The following is a 17362-nucleotide window of genomic DNA, read 5'->3' as shown; positions in this document are numbered from 1 at the left end:
CCTATGGCCAAAGCTGAACAGCATTACGTTCTGGACCGTCCGGCATTTGACAAGCCGGTGAAGCTGCTGATTGTCGTCGCCCCGTATTACAAGGACATTGCCGACAATCTGGTCGCAGGCGCCAAGGCGGAAATCGAAGCGGCTGGCGGCACGTGGGACATTGTCGAAGTGCCCGGTGCATTGGAAGTTCCGACGGCCATTGCGATGGCAGATCGGCTGTCCAATTTCGACGGCTACGTGGCGTTGGGCTGTGTGATCCGGGGGGAAACCACCCATTACGATACGGTCTGCAACGACAGCTCGCGGGCGATCCAGATGATGGGGTTGAACGGGCTGTGCATCGGCAACGGCATCCTGACCGTCGAGAACCGCAAGCAGGCCGAAGTGCGGGCTGACACCAAGGATCAAAATAAAGGCGGCGGGGCGGCGGCTGCGGCCTTGCATCTGGTCGCGCTTTCGCGCAAATGGGCCGGCGCAAGCAAAGGTGTCGGGTTCAAGTCGATCTCGGATTCTATCAGGCTTGCAGGTGAGACGAAGGATACCCCAACCGCATGACGCTTTCCGGCAACCAGAAACGCCAGATGAAATCTGCCGCCCGCTTCTTCGCGGTGCAGGCATTGTTTCAGATGGAAGCCTCGGGCCTGACCGCCGACCGGGTGATGGTCGAGTTTGAAAACCATCGCTTTGGCGAAGAGTTCGACGACTATGCGATGGCCGAAGCTGACAGCCAGTTGTTTCGCAGGCTGGTCGAAGATGCGGTGAACCATCAGGCCAAGATCGACCAGATGACCGACCGGGCGCTGGTCGCCAAATGGCCCATTGCCCGCATTGACCCGACCTTGCGCGCCTTGTTCCGGGCCGCCGGGGCCGAGCTGATCAAAGGTGACGCGCCGCCCAAAGTTGTCATCACCGAATTCGTGGATATCGCCAAAGCGTTTTTCCCGGAAAGTGACGAAGGCAAATTTGCCAATGCCGTGCTGGATCACATGGCGCGTGAGGCAAAGCCCGAAGCGTTCTGAGCACGCGCCCGCCAACTGGCCCCCTGCGACCCCATGCCTCTTTAAGTCTTGTCCAACTGCGCTAGATTGAAGGGAAGCAGGAAAGGGATCGTCATGCCAAAACTTGTCAGCCTCTATATCAAGCAAGTGCTCGTCGGATTCGGCTTGTCCGCAACCTTCGTTGGCCTGCTGCTTTACACAAATGTTGGCAACCTTTGGCACCTCGTTTCCACGTCTGACATCGGATGGGTCGCTGTTGTTATGCTGTTCATGTTCAACGGCATTGTTTTCGCGGGCGTCCAGTTCGCGATTGTGATCATGCGGATGGAACATGACGACACGCCAAAAGGCGGCAAACGCCAGCCGGTGGCCACGGATATCCCTGTGCGCGTGGAAGCCACATCGCCGCGCTGATCCCAGATTTTTCTAAGAGATCCTTGGATTTGCTGCTGTATTCTCGAAAGTTTTCCGACTCCAAGTCAGGACCTGAATGTGAGGGCGTCACCCAAACGTGCAGATGATCTGGCTCATGGCACACTGCGTCGTTCGGGCCTATCCTCGCAGCCGGAGCATTAACGATCTTCGGAGGATCAGCGGATGAAACAGATGATCTTGGCTGGCGTGATGGCCGCTGTGCCATTGTCTATCTTGGCGCAAGCAGAGAAGCCTGCAGAGGTTATCCTGTGTCGCGGAGAAGCTGGCGACACGGTGACGGTAGAGCTTTGGACCCCGTCACAGTTTGACCAACCGCTGCATTGTATCCGCGCCGACTTTATCGCTGAGGCTGCAGTATGCGCGCCGCATGGTGGCTGGGGGTTATCCAGTGATGCGGCGGTCCCCGAACTTGTCGAAGTCACAAACGATTGGAAAACGGCGCACACGCACCAAGCTGGCAAAGTCACGGCCATTGAGGGCGCGAAAGCTGTTCGCTTCAACGCGCAATATGGCGTGGGTATTGGCAGCAACCTGAGCTATGAATGGAAATTCACGCTGGATCGGCGCACCGGAAGCGCCACGTGGTTCACCAAAGACGGTGAAAAGTTTACCTATGATTGCTTAGGTCAAAGCTGAGACAAGTGCCGTTTGTCAGGGTTTTGACAGTCGCAACAATCGACCTCCCGCCCTGTCTTCCAACACCCAAAGCGCACCGTCCGGGCCTTGTTCCACTTCGCGCACGCGGGCGTTCCAGCTGAACCGTTCAACCTCGCGCGCTGTTGTGCCGTCAATCTGCACCCGGATCAGGGCTTTGCTGACGAGCCCACCGATCAAGGCATTGCCCGTCCATTCGGGGAACATTTCGCCAGAATAAATCACCAGACCGGACGGCGCGATGCTGGGCACCCAGAACGCTTTAGGGGCCGCAAATTCGGGGCGCGTGTCGTGGTCGGGAATGGCTTTGCCGCTGTAGTTGTCGCCCATCGACACCACCGGCCAACCATAGTTCAGGCCGGGCTCGATCAGGTTCAGCTCGTCCCCGTGGCGCGGACCCATTTCGTGGGCCCAGAGCTGCCCGCCAGCATCAAAGGCGATGCCCAGCAAATTGCGATGGCCGAGCGTCCAAAAGCTTTTCGCAAGCTCGCCCTGATCCTGAAACGGGTTGTCGGCTGGGATCGTTCCGTCATCATTCAGGCGAATGATCTTGCCAAGCGCCATGTCCCAGCGCTGCGCCGGAGTTTGTTCTTGCCGGTCGCCCGACGTGATGAACAGCTTGCCTGCTTGGGCGGACCCCTCCGGACCAAAAGCGATCCGGTGCGAGAAATGGCCAGCACCGTTGCGATGTGGGTACTGGCTCCACACCCGTTCGATATTCGACAGCGCGGGTTGATCACCCAAAGACAGCGTGCCGCGCACAACGACTGCCCCCCGCGTGTCCGCGCCATCATGGCTTTCAATATAGGACAGGTAAATCATTCCATTTGTAGCAAAATCCGGGTGCGGCACCACGTCGCCCAGCCCACCTTGACCGCCCACCACCGGGGCTGGAACGCCCAGCACCGCGCGCGTCGCCCCATCGGTGGTCACAAGCCACAATTCACCCGGTTTGGTTGCAACCAACATCTGCGTGTCGCTGATAAAGCTCATCGACCACGGGCTGTTGAAACTGGCAATGGGGGTGGCCCTCAACATGCCGCCGGCTGATCCCTCAAGATCGAACGGGTCAGCTGCATGGGCAGGGCCCCAAAAGGCCGACAGACTGAAAAGCAGAATTAAGGCCAGCTTTCTCATGGTATCCTCCGACAGGTCGCAATCCGGTTTCCCATTCAGCCTATGCCAATTTGACCGCGCGCGGCGAACAAAAGGGCGTGAGGCGGGGCGTCTTTGCGCGCCTTGGCGCAATTTTCGCAGAAAAAGGGAAAAGGTGGCGGAACCGCACGCATCCGTCGGGGTCTGAATTCCCGAGGACCTGTATATACAGGTGGGCGCCGGGTAACCGAACCAGGGTCCGGACAGAGCCAGCTCCCTCGGAATTGCTTAAGGCCACTGGAATTGTACCCACGTGGGACGAGAAGGGCAGAAGCCGCCAAAGGAACAGATAAGCGGTGCCGCACCGCGTTACAAGAGCAGAGATGGGCGTGGCTCGGCCCCCGAAAAGCGCGCCCATTGACTTTTTGTTCACGAATTGTTCATGTTGAGCGCATGGAGATGCCAAACCAAACCCTGATGCCCGGCCAGTTGCTGGCGCGCGGCGTGTGTCGACACATGTTAAGCCACGGTTTTGTCACCGTCGAAGAGCTGGTGCCAGCACGTGGATTGCGTGTCGATGTGATGGCTCTTGGCCCCAAAGGTGAGGTTTGGGTGATCGAATGCAAATCGTCGCGTGTCGATTTCACCTCGGATCAGAAATGGCAAGGTTATCTGGAATGGTGCGACCGGTATTTCTGGGCCGTTGACGCGGACTTTCCCACAGACCTTTTGCCCGATGAGACCGGGTTGATCATTGCCGACAGCTATGACGCTGAGATCATTCGCATGGGGCCGGAAGACAAGCTGGCACCGGCGCGCCGCAAGGTGATGGTGCAAAAATTTGCCACCCATGCAGCGCGACGGTTGCAGGGGTTTCGCGATCCGGGCGTTGTGGCCTTCACGGATGGACAAGGATAGTCAGGGGCAGACCGATGATGATCAAATATTACTATCCCGACGGGGATAGGTGCTATCGGGCGTTGCATACGGCGCATGCGGTGTTTCACAACGCGGATGGCAAACTGATTGCCCGCGCCCAAAAGCCCGACGGCACAGGGTTATATTAATTTGAGATCACCGGTTTCGAACTGGTGGGGCCGAGCGAAATCTAGCGCTGACCGTCAGCGTTTCTTGCCGGACCCATCGGTCATGGCACGTGCTTGCGCGGCGGCAGCCCTCAGCTCTTCTGCGATTTCTTCGGCCTCTTCCGGCTCAAAATCCATCGGCAGTTCAACGCCGCCACCTTCGACGTAAAGCCGCACCATCCCAAGCGAAGTTGGTCCGATCTGAAGGTTCGCGTCGATGTCGCTTTCGTCGTTGATGCCCATATCTGGCCTCCTGAAACTATCCCCTTGGGGTTAGAGGCCTTTCATGAATTTTTCAAGCGGCGACCTCTTGCAATGACTGCGTGTGGAAGGTAAATGCTTCTCGTGTGCCGGCATAGCTCAGTTGGTTAGAGCGCTTGATTGTGGATCAAGAGGTCCCCCGTTCGAACCGGGGTGCTGGTACCACCCAAACTTTCCCATCATTTTCTTGCACCAAACTGACATTTGTCTGTGTCGCTTTGGATGTAAAAGCGACCGAACCTATCATTGTACGAGACTGTTCTAAATCGCCTTTATGCGACTACTGGGCAGTTCAAAGATTTTTGAGGTCCGCTAAGTCGTCGGGAAACCGCTCTTTGATTGGGTGCGCCGCGTCGCTCTCCAGAAAGGATTTGGCCAACCGCAAGAAATCTGGATCGTCGACATAGCGGGTCCAACGTTTTGCTGTCGATATCGTTTCGACTTGCTGGTCCCGATCAAAAGAACTTCCACCGCCCGCAGAGGTCATATCACCAAGCTCCAAGTGCTTGGCCTCCAGTCCGACCGCGTCCAAGATTTTTTTTCGGTATGCCCGATCCGCGCCCCACTGGTCGTAAAAAATCGCGGTTGTATCGCTGTCTGACGCTGCTGAAAGATATTCCGCGTAGGTCGCAGGCAGCCAGCCTTGCAAGTGGTCTATCGATTGGCGAACCCGCCCGGCTTGAGTGATCTCGTTCCGAATTCGGGCCAGATAAGACGCGACCAGATTCAACGGGCTTCTTATCACAAGCAGATCACCCGCCAGTTTGGTTTCGATGCCGCTTGATGTCCAAAGCAGCTGTCTGGCGTCGGGTTGCGGAGACATGATTTCATAGGAGATTACGAGATCAGTAGCTGTAAGCTTTTTCTCAAGCAAACGGTCGAAGTGATGGTTCTTGTCACGATGAATGTTTGCCCGGTGTTTGCGCATGTAACCGGCGTGAACAAAATTGCAGTATGAAAACCCCGTGAATGGATCGCCCGCGTCGCAATTGTTCAAAAAAATCGTGGTGTCTGGATCGAGGTTTCGTAAGAACCACTCAATGATCGCGTGGTTTCCCGACCGTGGAATGCCAAAAAATCGCCAAGTTCGGGTGGGTGTACTCATTGGTGTTTGTGTCACTTACAGCGCCTTCACCCAAATATTTCTCGAAAACTATGCGATCTTATATCTGTCAGGCGAGCAGGCTGACAATGCGAAACTCTGCTTGGAATAGACGGCACCTTTTGGGATTGGATCCAGTTGATTAGACGCTGCAGTCGCTTTGGGTCTAACGGGCGTTAGCTGAGCGTGGATCAGTCCTATTCAGCGTCCTCATCGTGGTCGGCGTCCTCTCGACAGCCGCGGCTGATGCCGGTCACCGGGGCAATGTTGGCTGGCAGAAGTGTTGTTTCGTCATAGCAGGCGCCTTCCAACTGACCTTTTGTCAGCCCGGTCGCACCACGCAGGTCGGCGCCGATTAAGATAGCGCCATCAATGTCGGCGCCGTTAAAAGCCACGCCCTCAAAATCGGTTCTTGAAAAATCCGTGCCCTCCAGTTCGGCATGGCTCAGGTCGCTGTCCTCAAAATCCATGTCCGACAGGTCTAGCCGTTTCAGATTGCTGCCCGCGAGGTTCATCCCCTCGTATTCTGATACGGTGCCCTTTAGCAGGTCCATTTCGCTGAGGAATGCCAAAACCCGGCCCGCACGTTCGCCTTCTACAAGGTTCAGGATAGCTTGCGTTTGGGCGTTGATGACGGCTTTGGTAAGGTCTGGTTTTTGTTCGCTGCTCAATACCAGCGTGCTAACGCGGTCAATGTAGTTCTGCACAGCGGTTTCAATCATGCTCCGCTGTTCGAGCTCCTTCTGTGCGTTGTTGATCACCAGAGTTGCCAAACCCACAATCATCGGAACAGAGATCACGTTGATCCAATCCCAAAGTGTTTTGCCCTCAAACCCCATCCAGCCCGGTCTGATAAACTTCCAGACCAGAAAAATGAGCGAGCATACGGCCATAACCCAAAGCGCAATAATCATCGGCTATCCGTTCAGATGGGGTGTACCCAACTAAGAAGCATATATCCCTTTGGCTGTCACCAGCGCGCTGCAGCACAGCTGTTTATCTTGAAAGGAGGTCTATGGAGTTCAGCAGGTCGCCGCTGGCGGTGTCGAAAACCAAAACCCTTTCTTTGTCCGTGACGACAAGATACCAGTCCGGGCCAATAGTGACGGCCAGCGCTTTGTGACCATCCGGTAAGGTAATCTGGTCGGGCAGGGCGGGTGCGGTCACCGGATCGGGTGTGGATTGCGAGAAACGCATGACAACGACGCCGACCAGCACTACAAGGCCCACAATCGTGGTGAGGGTGAGGGCCGTCACCAGTGTTTTCAGATAGCGCACGGTGCCGTGGCCCACAGATGCCTCTAGCGCCGCGTCCAGATCCTGTTCAGGAGTGTCGTTCATGTCAGCCTCGCACCGCCTCGTTGAGGTTATCATCGCGGAGAACCCGCCCAAGCGTCTTGATAAGGCGATTGCGCGCGATGTGCCAGAGGCAGCAAGCCTGTCACGGTCACGACTGGCGCGGTTGATCGCGGACGGGGCAGTGACCCGGGGCGGAGAGGTCATGGATGATCCACGGGCCAAAGTGACCGAAGGTGATGTGTTCGAAATCCATGTGCCCGAGGCCGAGGAAAGCCATATTGGCCCCGAAAATATCCCGTTGGACATCGTTTATGAGGATGCCGATCTGATCGTGGTGAACAAACCTGCGGGCATGGTGGTTCATCCCGCGCCGGGCACGCCCACAGGCACGCTGGTCAACGCGCTTTTGCACCATTTTGGCGGCGAGTTGTCTGGCGTGGGTGGTGAAAAACGCCCCGGTATTGTGCATCGGATCGACAAGGATACATCGGGTCTGTTGGTGGTGGCCAAGTCGGATGCGGCCCATCACGGGTTGGCCAAACAGTTTGAGTCACACACCGCCCAGCGTCATTATTGCGCAGTCACCCATGGAGCGCCCGACATGGCCGATCCGCGCTTGGGTGGCATCAAAGGGACGAGCTTTGAGAAAGGCAACATTCTGAAAATCACCACGCAGTTGGCGCGACACAAGACAGACCGGCAAAAGCAGGCGGTGCTGTTTTCGGGGGGACGCCACGCCGTGACCCGTGCGCGGACCGTCGAGGTGTTTGGCGCGCCCGCGCAGGCGGCGGTGATTGAATGCTGGCTGGAAACGGGGCGCACCCACCAAATTCGCGTCCACATGGCGCATGCAGGTCATGGTCTGATCGGCGACCCGACCTATGGCGGGCGCCGGAAGCTGAACACGAAAGTTATTGGGGACGCAGCGGTCGAGGCGGCGCGCACCTTCCCCCGTCAAGCCCTGCACGCCGCAACGCTGGGCTTTGAACATCCTGTCACTGGCGAAAACTTGAGCTTTGAAGCCCCGTTGCCCGCAGATATGGTGGCCTTGATCGAAACATTGCGAGCGGGCAGCGCCTCGGCCTGACCGCAGCGAGGCATATGTAGCATATGACAAATCTTTCCTGGGGCTCCTGGGGTGCGATCTGGGCCGTCCTGCTGTTTTTGGTGGACTTGGCAACCATTGCCCGCGCGGTGACACGGGAACACCGCTCACCAGCGTCCCGGTTGGCGTGGAGCGTGGTGATCATGACCCTGCCTTTGGTGGGCGTGATCGCCTATTTCTTCCTCGGAGACACCAGCGCGGATCGAAAATCTGATAAGAAACTCAAAGATTTGCGGCGCGAATTGCCCAAGCTGCCGAGGGGCAGCCTGCCAAGCGCAGACCTGCCGTTGCTCTATCGCCAAGCATTTGCACGGGCAGGGTCGGTGAACGGGTTTCAACCGGTGTCGGGCAATCATGCGACCGCCACCATTGACAGCAATGAAAGTATCGACTGGTTGGTCGCCGATATCGATGCCGCGACCGAGCATGTGCATATCCTGTTCTATATCTGGCTTGCCGACAACAATGGAACAAAGGTGGCCGAAGCGCTGATCCGCGCGGCGGGGCGCGGCGTGAAAGCGCGGGTGATCGTGGACGGTCTGGGATCGCGCAGGCTGCTTTATGATCCGCTTTGGGCGGAAATGAAGAAGGGCGGCGTGCAGACGGTCGTCGCCTTTGCCTTTCGCTTCCCGCTGATCTCGGCTTTTTTTCGCAGGCTCGATATTCGCAATCACCGCAAAATCGTAGTGATCGACGACGCTATCACCTATGTGGGCAGCCAAAACTGCGCGGATGCCGCGTTTCTGGTGAAGCGGAAGTTTGCGCCTTGGGTCGATATCATGCTGCGCGTGACGGGGCCGGTGGCGTGGCAGGCACAGCGTCTTTTCGTGTCAGACTGGATGGTGCATGGCGGTGACGATATCGCCGAATGCCTAGATCACACGCCTGCAATGGAGGATGGCGGGTTTCCCGCGGTCATGGCGGGAACCGGGCCAACCGAGAGCATTCAGGCGGTGCCGGACATGATGCAGATGCTGTTGGCTTCGGCGCAGGACAAGGTGATCATTACGACCCCCTATTATGTGCCCTCTGAAGCGCTGCACCAGCAGATTTGCGCGGCCGCTTTGCGGGGAGTTAATGTGCGCCTGAATGTGCCTGCCACCAATGACAGCCTGATTGTCGCGTTCGCGTCGCGCAGCTTCTACCGATCCATGTTGAATGCCGGCGTCGAAATCTTTGAATTTCAGCCGGGGCTGCTGCATGCGAAGATACTGAGCATTGATGGCTCAGCTGCGCTTGTCGGTTCGCCCAACATGGATCAGCGCAGTTTCGATTTAAACTATGAAAACAGTATGATGCTGGTGGATGCGAATGTGGTCGGGGACTTGCGCGGCAAGCAGGAGGCGTTCATATCCATGTCCGTTCCGGTTCAGCGCGACACCGTGGCGGGTTGGTCTGTGCCGCGCCGCATTTTGATCAACAGCATCGGTATGTTGGCGCCACTTCTGTAATCGGCCTGCAACTTACTGCACGAGGCTGTGAGGTTTCATGACATCCCCTTCACATTCCGGGGTCGTGGGTTCATATCTTCTTAAGAAAATTCGACCACAGATCACTTGAATTTGTCGGGCGGGGGATTATCTCAATGTTAAGCCCCGCAACATTGACGGGACAAGTGGGAGAGAGGCTGCCAAGATGAGCAATTATAAAAACTTACCGGCCCCGACGCCAGAAGGCGGTTTGAACCGATATATGCAGGAAATCCGTAAGTTTCCGATGCTTGAGCCGGAACAGGAATATATGCTGGCCAAACGCTGGGTGGACCATCAGGACCGTGATGCGGCCCATCAGATGGTAAACTCGCATCTGCGACTGGCCGCCAAGATCGCCATGGGCTATCGCGGCTATGGTTTGCCGCAGGCTGAAGTGATTTCAGAAGCCAATGTGGGCTTGATGCAGGCTGTGAAACGGTTTGACCCTGAAAAGGGCTTCCGTCTGGCCACGTATGCCATGTGGTGGATCCGCGCCTCAATCCAGGAATATATCCTGCGGTCATGGTCGCTGGTGAAACTGGGCACGACCTCGGCGCAGAAGAAGCTGTTCTTCAACCTGCGCAAGGCCAAGGCCCGTATCGGCGCGTTGGAAGAAGGGGACTTGCGCCCTGAAAACGTGGCCCGCATCGCCAATGACCTGAATGTCACAGAGGACGAGGTCATCTCGATGAACCGGCGGTTGTCGGGCGGGGATGCGTCGCTAAATGCGACCGTGTCGGCGGATGGCGAAGGCACGATGCAATGGCAGGATTGGCTTGAGGATGAAAGCGCGGACCAGGCAGGCGACTATGCCGAGCAGGACGAGCTTCAAGTGCGCCGCGAGCTTCTGGCAAAAGCGATGGATGTGCTGAATGATCGTGAAAAGGACATCCTGACCCAGCGACGGTTGCAGGATAAGGCGGTCACTCTGGAAGACCTGTCTGGTGTCTATGATGTCAGCCGCGAGCGTATTCGCCAGATCGAAGTGCGGGCGTTTGAGAAGCTGCAAAAACGCATGCAGGAGCTTGCCTCGGAAAAAGGACTGCTCGAAGACGCCTGAACTTTTGCAGCTGTTGTTTACGACCTGACCGACCCGCGCTACGCTGGGTCGGTCATTTCATTTCTAGGGGCAGGATATGGGCAACGTGTTGAATTGGGGCATCTTGGGGGCCGCGAGCTTTGCGCGTAAGATGATGGGCCCGGCCATCCATGCCGCAGGCAATGCCCGGCTTGTGTCCCTTGCGACGTCGAAGGCGCAAAAGGGAATAGAGTTCAAACGCTTCTGCCCCGACCTGAAAGTTCATGACAGCTATGATGCCCTGCTGTCTGACCCGACTGTGGATGCAGTCTATATTCCATTGCCCAACCATCTGCATGTCGAATGGGCCGTCAAAGCCGCCCAAGCCGGCAAGCATGTGCTGGTGGAAAAGCCGGTTGCGCTGAAGGCTGATCAGATTGACGATCTGATTGCCCTGCGTGATCAAACTGGGCTGCTGATCGCAGAAGCCTATATGATTGTCCATCACCCCCAATGGGTGCGCGCGCGCGAGTTGATACAGTCCGGGGCTATTGGCAAGGTTGACCATGCCGAAGCTGTGTTCACCTATGACAACCGGGCTGACGTGAACAATGTACGCAACAAGCCTCATATGGGTGGCGGCGGCATTCGTGATATTGGCGTCTATACCTATTCCTCGCTTCGTTTTGCGACGGGGGCGGAGCCCACGGATATTGCAGCACGCATTAAGACGGAAAACGGTGTGGATACATGGGCGCAGGTGGTGGGCGAGATGGAGGGGTCGCTGGGGCGATTTACCTTCTCGGCCATGACGTCGATGCGTCTGCCGCCGCGGCAAGAGGTGATCTTGCAGGGCGAAACCGGCCAGATCCGTCTGTCCGCCCCGTTCAATCCCGGCCGGTTTGGTCAGGCCGAACTTGAGCTGCGTCGCCCCAACAACACCCGAACCGTTGAAACCTGGCCCAGCGAGAACCAATATATATTGCAGGTCGAAAATTTTGGCCGCACGGTACGAGAGGGCGCAGGTTATCCATGCCCGCTGGAATTTTCGCGCGGCACACAAGCCATGATCGACCGCATCTTTGAAGTGGCCGTGAATATCAGTTGACGGAGGTCGCGATGGCAGGAGGATGGGCGCGTGACGGCGCGGTTCAGGAACAAATTGATGCGTCGATTCAGGATGAACTGAAGCGGATGCAGGCCAACAAAGCGCCCGTGGGCGAAAGCCGCACCCATTGTGCCGAATGTGAAGAAGAAATCCCCGAAGCCCGACGCAAGGCGATCCCCGGTGTCAAATTGTGCATCGATTGCATGCAGGACCGGGATACGGCCTTCAAGTCGCGTCAAGGGTTCAACAGGCGTGGGTCAAAGGATAGCCAGTTGAAGTGAGTACTTGTGGGTGCACGCCAAACAATCGGCGCGGCCGCATCACCTAAGCCACAGAGATCAGACTAGAAAGGGCGCGCGTGCCCCAAAGCCACCGGCGAGATTTGTCGGAACTTGCAGAAAAATGCTAACATTAGGTGTATTTTCAGATGGAGATACTTCGATGAAACACCTTTTCTCAAAAACTTTTTCTGTTTTCCGACCAGTTTAATTGTTTGCAATTCTTGCCGTGTCGCTGTTGACCACTCCAACTCACGCAGCCTCGGTTATCTATGACGTCGCTATGGGCGGCCAGACCGCAACGTTTACAGCCCCGATGGGGGGCTGTGGCTGACTTCTCAATCATCTTGGGGGGTGTCACGTTTGATACGCCCGATGCCGCGATGCCACCGCTTTATGATCCCATCGACAATGATATTGCGGCTGCGGGAATCCTGTTTGGCTATTTTTCTAACTCTGTCGCTGGACCGGGATGTCCGGTCGGCAATTGTGTGCTGGAGTTTGAGACCGCGATCGACAACGTCACGCCACCCGTTTTCGCCGCATTCAATTCAGTCGCCTTCGATGGCATAATTGCCAGTGGAGCATATATCATCACGGTGGCACCGGTGCCTGTGCCCGCTGGCATTGTGTTTCTTTTGACTGCGTTGTTTGCAGTGATCGGGCTGCGCAAGTTTGGCGGCCTTCGATGGTGGGCTGATTGCCCCGCGTTGGCCTAGCCGTTCGTGAATCGGTTCGACAGACATGTCTGAAAAAACAACAAGGCGCCGTCACTTCAGCGCCTTGTTTTGATCTGCTTATGCGGGTGACAATCAGTCTTCCATCGCTTCCAACTCATCAATGAAGCCTTCAATCATCGCCAGCCCCTTGTCCCAGAATTTCGGGTCCGAAGCATCAAGGCCAAATGGGGCCAGAAGCTCTTTGTGGTGTTTCGATCCGCCGGCTTTCAGCATCTCGAAATACTTGTCCTGGAAGTCTGCATCGCCTTCTTCATAGACCGCGTAAAGTGCGTTCACGAGGCCATCTCCAAACGCATAGGCGTAGACGTAAAAGGGTGAGTGGACGAAATGCGGGATATAGGACCAGAAGGTTTCATACCCATCCATAAATTCAAACGCCGGGCCAAGGCTTTCGCCCTGCACACTCATCCAGATGTCGTTGATCTGGTCGGGTGTCAATTCGCCGTCCGCGCGTGCATCATGGAGTTTGCATTCGAAGTCATAAAACGCGATCTGGCGGACGACCGTGTTGATCATATCTTCGACCTTACCGGCCAGCATGACCTTCTTCTCGGCGGTGGTTTTGGCCTCGCTCAGAAGTTTGCGGAAGGTCAGCATTTCACCAAACACGCTGGCGGTTTCGGCAAGGGTCAGGGGGGTGGACGACAACATCTCGCCCTGATCTGCGGCCAGCACCTGATGCACACCGTGGCCCAGCTCATGCGCCAGTGTCATGACGTCACGCGGTTTGCCCAAATAGTTCAACATCACGTAGGGGTGCACGTTGGTGACGGTGGGGTGCGCAAAGGCGCCCGGTGCCTTGCCCGGTTTGACGCCCGCATCAATCCAGCCCTTTGAAAAGAAGGGCGCGGCGATCTCGGCCATGCGCGGGTCAAAGTCCGCATAGGCGTCCATGACAATCTTTTCAGCCGCAGGCCAGTCTACCAGCTTGTCATCTTCCATCGGTAGCGGCGCGTTGCGGTCCCAGACCTGCATCACGTCAAGCCCCAGCCATTTGCGTTTCAACTCGTAATAGCGGTGACTCAAGCGCGGATAGGCGGCGACCACGGCGTTGCGCAACGCCTCGACCACTTCGGGTTCCACATGGTTCGACAAATGCCGCCCGGTTTGCGGGGTGGGCATCTTGCGCCATGTGTCCTCGATATCCTTTTCCTTGGCCAAGGTGTTGTGAACGCGCGAGAAAATCTTGATGTTTTCGCCCAAGACGCGCGCGATCTCGTGGCTGGCGGCTTCGCGGGTTTCACGGTCCTTGTCCGTCAGCAGGTTTGCGGTGGCCTCCAGCCCGTGCTCTTCACCGTTTACGGTAAACAGAAGCCCGGCCACGGTTTCGTCAAACAAGGTGTTCCAGGCCGACGCCCCGACCGACGACTTGTCGTGCAAAAACTGCTCTAACTCGTCGGACAATTGATAGGGGCGCATGGCGCGCAGGCGGTCGAAGATGGGTTTGTAGCGGGCCAGCGCGTCGTTGGCGTCAAACCATCCGTCCAGAACCGCATCGTCGATCCGGTTCACTTCCAACGAGAAGAACACCAGCGGTGCGGTGAATACGGTGATCTTTTCCTGACAATTCTGGAAAAACTGCGCACGACCTGCATCGGTGGTCTTTTGATAGTAGCGCAGCCCGGCAAACGACATGATGCGCCCACCGATCAGGTCAATCTTTTCATAGGCGTCAATGCAGCCCAGCATTCCGGCAGCGTCCAGACCTGCAAGCTTGCCCCGATAGGTGGCGGCGAAGTCGGCGCAGGCTTTCTCAAGCCACTTAAGATCGCGCGTCAGTTCAGGCGCGTCCTCGGCTGTGTAAAGGTCGCTCAGATCCCATTCGGGCAACCCTTCAAGCGGGATATCACCGGTTTGTGCATTGGCATCACGGACGGGGAAGGGAAGGGTGGTAAGCATCGGACCTCCGGTTGTTGTCTGGGTCAAGACATAGGACGGGGGCTGGGCAGTTGCAATCCGCCCCGGTCGGGGCGCAGGGACGTCGCGGCAATGGGCGCGATTTGCGCGATTTTCCCCGCTTGGGGGTTTTGACCCGGCCCCGCGCGCCCTTTATAGGAAGGAAGCAGTTTTTTGAGGGCGCACGCGTGATCAGATTCATTCTAGGCATATTTGGTGCCGTGTTTACCGGCATTACGCTGGCCATCTTCATGGCCGCGTTGGCGATCGGCGGCATTTTCTGGATGTATTCCAGAGACTTGCCAAGCCACGAGCAGCTTGCCAACTATACGCCCGCGACCATCAGCCGGGTCTATTCCGGCGAGGGGCAGCTGATGGACGAGTTCGCGCGCGAACGCCGGTTGTTCGCCCCATCCGATGAGATTCCCGCGCTTGTGAAGCACGCCTTTATCTCGGCCGAGGATAAAAACTTCTATACCCATGCCGGATTTGACCCCCGCGGCATTGCGGCAGCCGCCGTCGAAGCGGCGCGCGGTGGCAAGTTGCGTGGGGCGTCGACCATTCCGCAGCAGGTGGTGAAAAACTTCTTGCTCAGCTCGGAACGGTCTGCCGAACGCAAGATCAAGGAACTGATCTTGTCTGTGCGGTTGGAAAGCTCGCTGTCCAAGGACGACATTCTGGCCCTGTATCTGAACGAGATTTTCTTGGGTCAAAACTCCTACGGGGTTACGGCGGCGGCGCAGACCTATTTCAACAAAACGCTGGACGAGTTGGAGCCGCACGAGGCGGCCACCCTGGCCTCGATGCCGCAAGCGCCCAGTAATTATCACCCTGTGCGCGCCAAAGAGCGGCTTTTGAAGCGACGCGACTATGTGTTGCGCGAAATGTTTCAGAACGGCTATCTGGACAAGGCGGTCTATGACTCCGAGTTGGCCAAACCGCTGCGGTCTGTGCAAAACGGCGACTTCCCGGCCTTCCGGCAGGCGTTGCCGCCGCGCGATTACTTTTCGGATGAAATTCGTCGCCAACTGAGCCGCGATTTCGGGGAAGAGGAATTCTTTACCGGCGGTATGACCGTGCGTGCGACCGTTGATCCTGACTTGCAGGATGTGGCGGCCAAAAGCCTGCGCATCGGACTTGAAGGCTATGACCGCAGCCGAGGCGTATGGCGTCCATCAGGTGTGACGCTGCCACAAGACGCTCTTGGGTCTGAAGGTGCATGGCGCGCCGCCCTTGCCGCAGCGCGGTTCCCGCGTGACATCGAAGGTTGGTCGCCCGCCGTGGTGCTGGAGGTTGGCGGCAATGATGCCCGCATCGGCATTGAAGGCGTTGACGAGGACGAAGATGGCCACTGGATTCCCGCCAAGGACGTGACTTGGGCGCGGCGTCTTCAGGAAGATGGCAGCCTTGGGCGCAAGGCCCAGGTCGCCGGCGATCTGCTGAAAGTCGGCGAGGTTGTCCACGTGCGGCAGATGACCAGCGATGATGACGGCAGCTTCATTCGCTGGACCTTGCGGCAGGTGCCGGAAGTGCAGGGCGGTTTCATGGCGATGGACGTGAACACCGGCCGTGTTCTGGCGATGCAGGGCGGCTTTAGCTATCAACACTCGGTGTTCAACCGGGCAACGCAGGCCACCCGCCAGCCGGGGTCAAGTTTCAAACCATTCGTCTATGCCGCCGCGCTGGACAGCGGGTTTTCTCCGGCGACCATTGTGATTGACGCGCCGATCGAGGTTGTTGCAGGGGGCAAGATCTGGCGACCTAAGAACTATTCCAACCGGTTCTACGGGCCAACACCTCTGCGCACCGGGATCGAGCAATCTCGAAACCTGATGACGGTGCGTCTGGCGCAGGAAATCGGCATGGACACGGTTGCGGGCTATGCCGAACGCTTTGGGGTCTATGACCGGATGAACCAGTTTCTCGCCAACGCGCTGGGTGCCGAGGAAACGACGCTGTTCCGCATGGTGGCGGCCTATGCGATGTTCGCCAATGGCGGCGAGCGGGTTGAGCCGACGTTGGTTGACCGGGTCCAGGACCGCTGGGGCAAGACCATCTATCGCCATGACACCCGCCAATGCGCGGATTGTAACGACCCGACGCTTGCCAACGGGCAGGCGCCCCAGATTGTTTCGGACCGCGAACGGGTCATGAATGCGATCACTGCCTACCAGCTGACGTCGATGATGCGCGGCGTGGTCGAACGCGGCACCGCGCGTGGCGTGGTCAACCTGCCGGTGCCCACCGCGGGTAAGACCGGCACCACCAATGATGAACACGACGCCTGGTTTGTCGGCTTCACCTCGAACATCGTGGCGGGCTGTTATGTTGGGTATGACCGCCCGCGCACCATGCCCGGCACGTCTGGTGGTGGCATGTGTGGCCCTGTGTTCCAACGCTTCATGCTGGAAGCAATCAAGGAATATGGTGGCGGTGAATTCAAAGTGCCGCCGGGCGGCCATTTCATCAAGATCGACCGCTTCACCGGCGCACGCTTGCCGCCGGATGCGTCTGGCGACCACGTTGTGGCCGAATATTTCCGCGACGGGGAAGAGCCTCTGTTTGGCGTGATGTTTGATGGTGGTTTTGCGATGGGGGCCAATCTGCCCATGTTTGATCGCGGCGAATCCGATGACGGCACGGCGAAGGTCAAGACTTCGACCGGTAAAACGGTTGTGGTGCCCGGAAAAGCGGATTTCGGATCGCTGTCATCGGGCGGTCTTTACTAAAGCGTTTCGAATTATTCCTGAGACAGCGATCATTCGAAGCGCCGCTCAAAATTTCAGCGTTTCGCGCGTTTCGCCAAAACCTTTGTC

At 57.4% G+C, this 17362-nt stretch carries 20 protein-coding genes and 1 tRNA gene; 15 read left to right on the top strand and 6 right to left on the bottom strand.

All coding sequences use genetic code 11. The annotated features are described in order from the left end of the window. Positions 1-3: 3 nt before the first annotated feature. The 4 genes from K3556_RS09920 to K3556_RS09905 all read left to right on the top strand — a co-directional run bounded on the left by K3556_RS09920 (position 4) and on the right by K3556_RS09905 (position 2069). Complete coding sequence (locus K3556_RS09920; RefSeq protein WP_260516634.1) at positions 4-555, top strand: 6,7-dimethyl-8-ribityllumazine synthase; 552 nt, start codon at positions 4-6, stop codon at positions 553-555. Then, positions 552-1019, top strand: coding sequence for a transcription antitermination factor NusB (gene nusB, locus K3556_RS09915; protein ID WP_260516633.1), 468 nt, complete (start codon positions 552-554; stop codon positions 1017-1019). The genes K3556_RS09920 and nusB overlap by 4 nt, the downstream gene beginning before the upstream one ends. 93 nt (positions 1020-1112) lie before the next feature. Beyond that, positions 1113-1412 (top strand): hypothetical protein, encoded by a 300-nt coding sequence (locus K3556_RS09910; RefSeq protein WP_260516632.1) that lies wholly within the window; start codon positions 1113-1115, stop codon positions 1410-1412. A gap of 183 nt (positions 1413-1595) precedes the next feature. Continuing rightward, the gene (locus K3556_RS09905; RefSeq protein WP_260516631.1) at positions 1596-2069 is read left to right on the top strand and encodes a hypothetical protein; all 474 of its coding nucleotides are present in this window, start codon (positions 1596-1598) and stop codon (positions 2067-2069) included. A 15-nt stretch (positions 2070-2084) separates the two neighbouring features. Here K3556_RS09905 and K3556_RS09900 read toward each other — a convergent pair whose 3' ends face one another. Next, positions 2085-3224 carry a PQQ-dependent sugar dehydrogenase gene (locus K3556_RS09900; RefSeq protein WP_260516630.1) on the bottom strand — a complete coding sequence of 380 codons (1140 nt, stop codon included), beginning with the start codon at positions 3222-3224 and terminating at the stop codon, positions 2085-2087. Positions 3225-3641: 417 nt separating this feature from the next. Here K3556_RS09900 and K3556_RS09895 point away from each other — a divergent pair, with 417 nt between their 5' ends. Together K3556_RS09895 and K3556_RS09890 are read left to right on the top strand one after the other, a co-directional pair. After that, positions 3642-4100 (top strand): MmcB family DNA repair protein, encoded by a 459-nt coding sequence (locus tag K3556_RS09895; RefSeq protein WP_260516629.1) that lies wholly within the window; start codon positions 3642-3644, stop codon positions 4098-4100. Between the two features lie 14 nt (positions 4101-4114). Beyond that, positions 4115-4249 carry a hypothetical protein gene (locus K3556_RS09890; protein WP_260516628.1) on the top strand — a complete coding sequence of 45 codons (135 nt, stop codon included), beginning with the start codon at positions 4115-4117 and terminating at the stop codon, positions 4247-4249. 54 nt (positions 4250-4303) lie between these two features. Here K3556_RS09890 and K3556_RS09885 read toward each other — a convergent pair whose 3' ends face one another. Continuing rightward, a complete protein-coding gene (locus K3556_RS09885; RefSeq protein WP_260516627.1) occupies positions 4304-4510 on the bottom strand; it encodes a DUF6324 family protein in 207 nt (68 codons plus the stop codon). Between the two features lie 106 nt (positions 4511-4616). Between K3556_RS09885 and K3556_RS09880 the strand changes: the two genes are divergently transcribed. Next, positions 4617-4693: transfer RNA gene (locus K3556_RS09880), tRNA-His, on the top strand. Positions 4694-4820: 127 nt separating this feature from the next. Here K3556_RS09880 and K3556_RS09875 read toward each other — a convergent pair. From K3556_RS09875 to K3556_RS09865, 3 genes are all read right to left on the bottom strand, one after another. Further along, positions 4821-5456: a hypothetical protein gene (locus tag K3556_RS09875; protein ID WP_260516626.1), complete on the bottom strand. Its 636-nt coding sequence runs from the start codon at positions 5454-5456 to the stop codon at positions 4821-4823. Positions 5457-5827: 371 nt separating this feature from the next. Continuing rightward, positions 5828-6544, bottom strand: a complete 717-nt coding sequence (locus K3556_RS09870; RefSeq protein WP_260516625.1) for a pentapeptide repeat-containing protein — start codon at positions 6542-6544, stop codon at positions 5828-5830. Positions 6545-6626: 82 nt separating this feature from the next. Beyond that, the gene (locus K3556_RS09865; protein WP_260516624.1) at positions 6627-6971 is read right to left on the bottom strand and encodes a DUF6476 family protein; all 345 of its coding nucleotides are present in this window, start codon (positions 6969-6971) and stop codon (positions 6627-6629) included. On the opposite strand from K3556_RS09865, the gene K3556_RS09860 reads away from it, so the two are divergent. The 7 genes from K3556_RS09860 to K3556_RS09830 all read left to right on the top strand — a co-directional run bounded on the left by K3556_RS09860 (position 6970) and on the right by K3556_RS09830 (position 12629). Beyond that, the gene (locus tag K3556_RS09860) at positions 6970-8016 is read left to right on the top strand and encodes an RluA family pseudouridine synthase (protein ID WP_260516623.1); all 1047 of its coding nucleotides are present in this window, start codon (positions 6970-6972) and stop codon (positions 8014-8016) included. The genes K3556_RS09865 and K3556_RS09860 overlap by 2 nt on opposite strands. Positions 8017-8039: 23 nt before the next feature. Next, positions 8040-9485 carry a cardiolipin synthase gene (gene cls / locus K3556_RS09855; RefSeq protein ID WP_260516622.1) on the top strand — a complete coding sequence of 482 codons (1446 nt, stop codon included), beginning with the start codon at positions 8040-8042 and terminating at the stop codon, positions 9483-9485. A 184-nt stretch (positions 9486-9669) separates the two neighbouring features. Beyond that, positions 9670-10566 (top strand): RNA polymerase sigma factor RpoH, encoded by an 897-nt coding sequence (gene rpoH, locus K3556_RS09850; protein ID WP_260516621.1) that lies wholly within the window; start codon positions 9670-9672, stop codon positions 10564-10566. A 76-nt stretch (positions 10567-10642) separates the two neighbouring features. Then, positions 10643-11632, top strand: coding sequence for a Gfo/Idh/MocA family protein (locus K3556_RS09845; protein ID WP_260516620.1), 990 nt, complete (start codon positions 10643-10645; stop codon positions 11630-11632). 11 nt (positions 11633-11643) lie between these two features. Continuing rightward, positions 11644-11913: a DksA/TraR family C4-type zinc finger protein gene (locus tag K3556_RS09840; RefSeq protein ID WP_260516619.1), complete on the top strand. Its 270-nt coding sequence runs from the start codon at positions 11644-11646 to the stop codon at positions 11911-11913. Between the two features lie 208 nt (positions 11914-12121). Then, positions 12122-12244 carry a hypothetical protein gene (locus tag K3556_RS09835; protein WP_260516618.1) on the top strand — a complete coding sequence of 41 codons (123 nt, stop codon included), beginning with the start codon at positions 12122-12124 and terminating at the stop codon, positions 12242-12244. Further along, on the top strand, positions 12237-12629 hold the full coding sequence (locus K3556_RS09830) for a hypothetical protein (protein ID WP_260516617.1): 393 nt from the start codon (positions 12237-12239) through the stop codon (positions 12627-12629). Before K3556_RS09835 ends, K3556_RS09830 begins: the two co-directional genes overlap by 8 nt. A gap of 93 nt (positions 12630-12722) precedes the next feature. On the opposite strand, the gene K3556_RS09825 is transcribed toward K3556_RS09830, so the two are convergent. Further along, positions 12723-14549, bottom strand: coding sequence for a M3 family oligoendopeptidase (locus tag K3556_RS09825; RefSeq protein WP_260516616.1), 1827 nt, complete (start codon positions 14547-14549; stop codon positions 12723-12725). A 185-nt stretch (positions 14550-14734) separates the two neighbouring features. On the opposite strand from K3556_RS09825, the gene K3556_RS09820 reads away from it, so the two are divergent. Beyond that, positions 14735-17275 (top strand): penicillin-binding protein 1A, encoded by a 2541-nt coding sequence (locus tag K3556_RS09820; protein ID WP_260516615.1) that lies wholly within the window; start codon positions 14735-14737, stop codon positions 17273-17275. Positions 17276-17362 lie beyond the last annotated feature (87 nt).

It is taken from the genome of Aliiroseovarius sp. M344, from assembly GCF_025140835.1.
GTDB lineage: Bacteria > Pseudomonadota > Alphaproteobacteria > Rhodobacterales > Rhodobacteraceae > Aliiroseovarius.
Note: the sequence above shows the minus strand (reverse complement) of the source record. Positions and strands in the feature narration are given on the sequence as shown.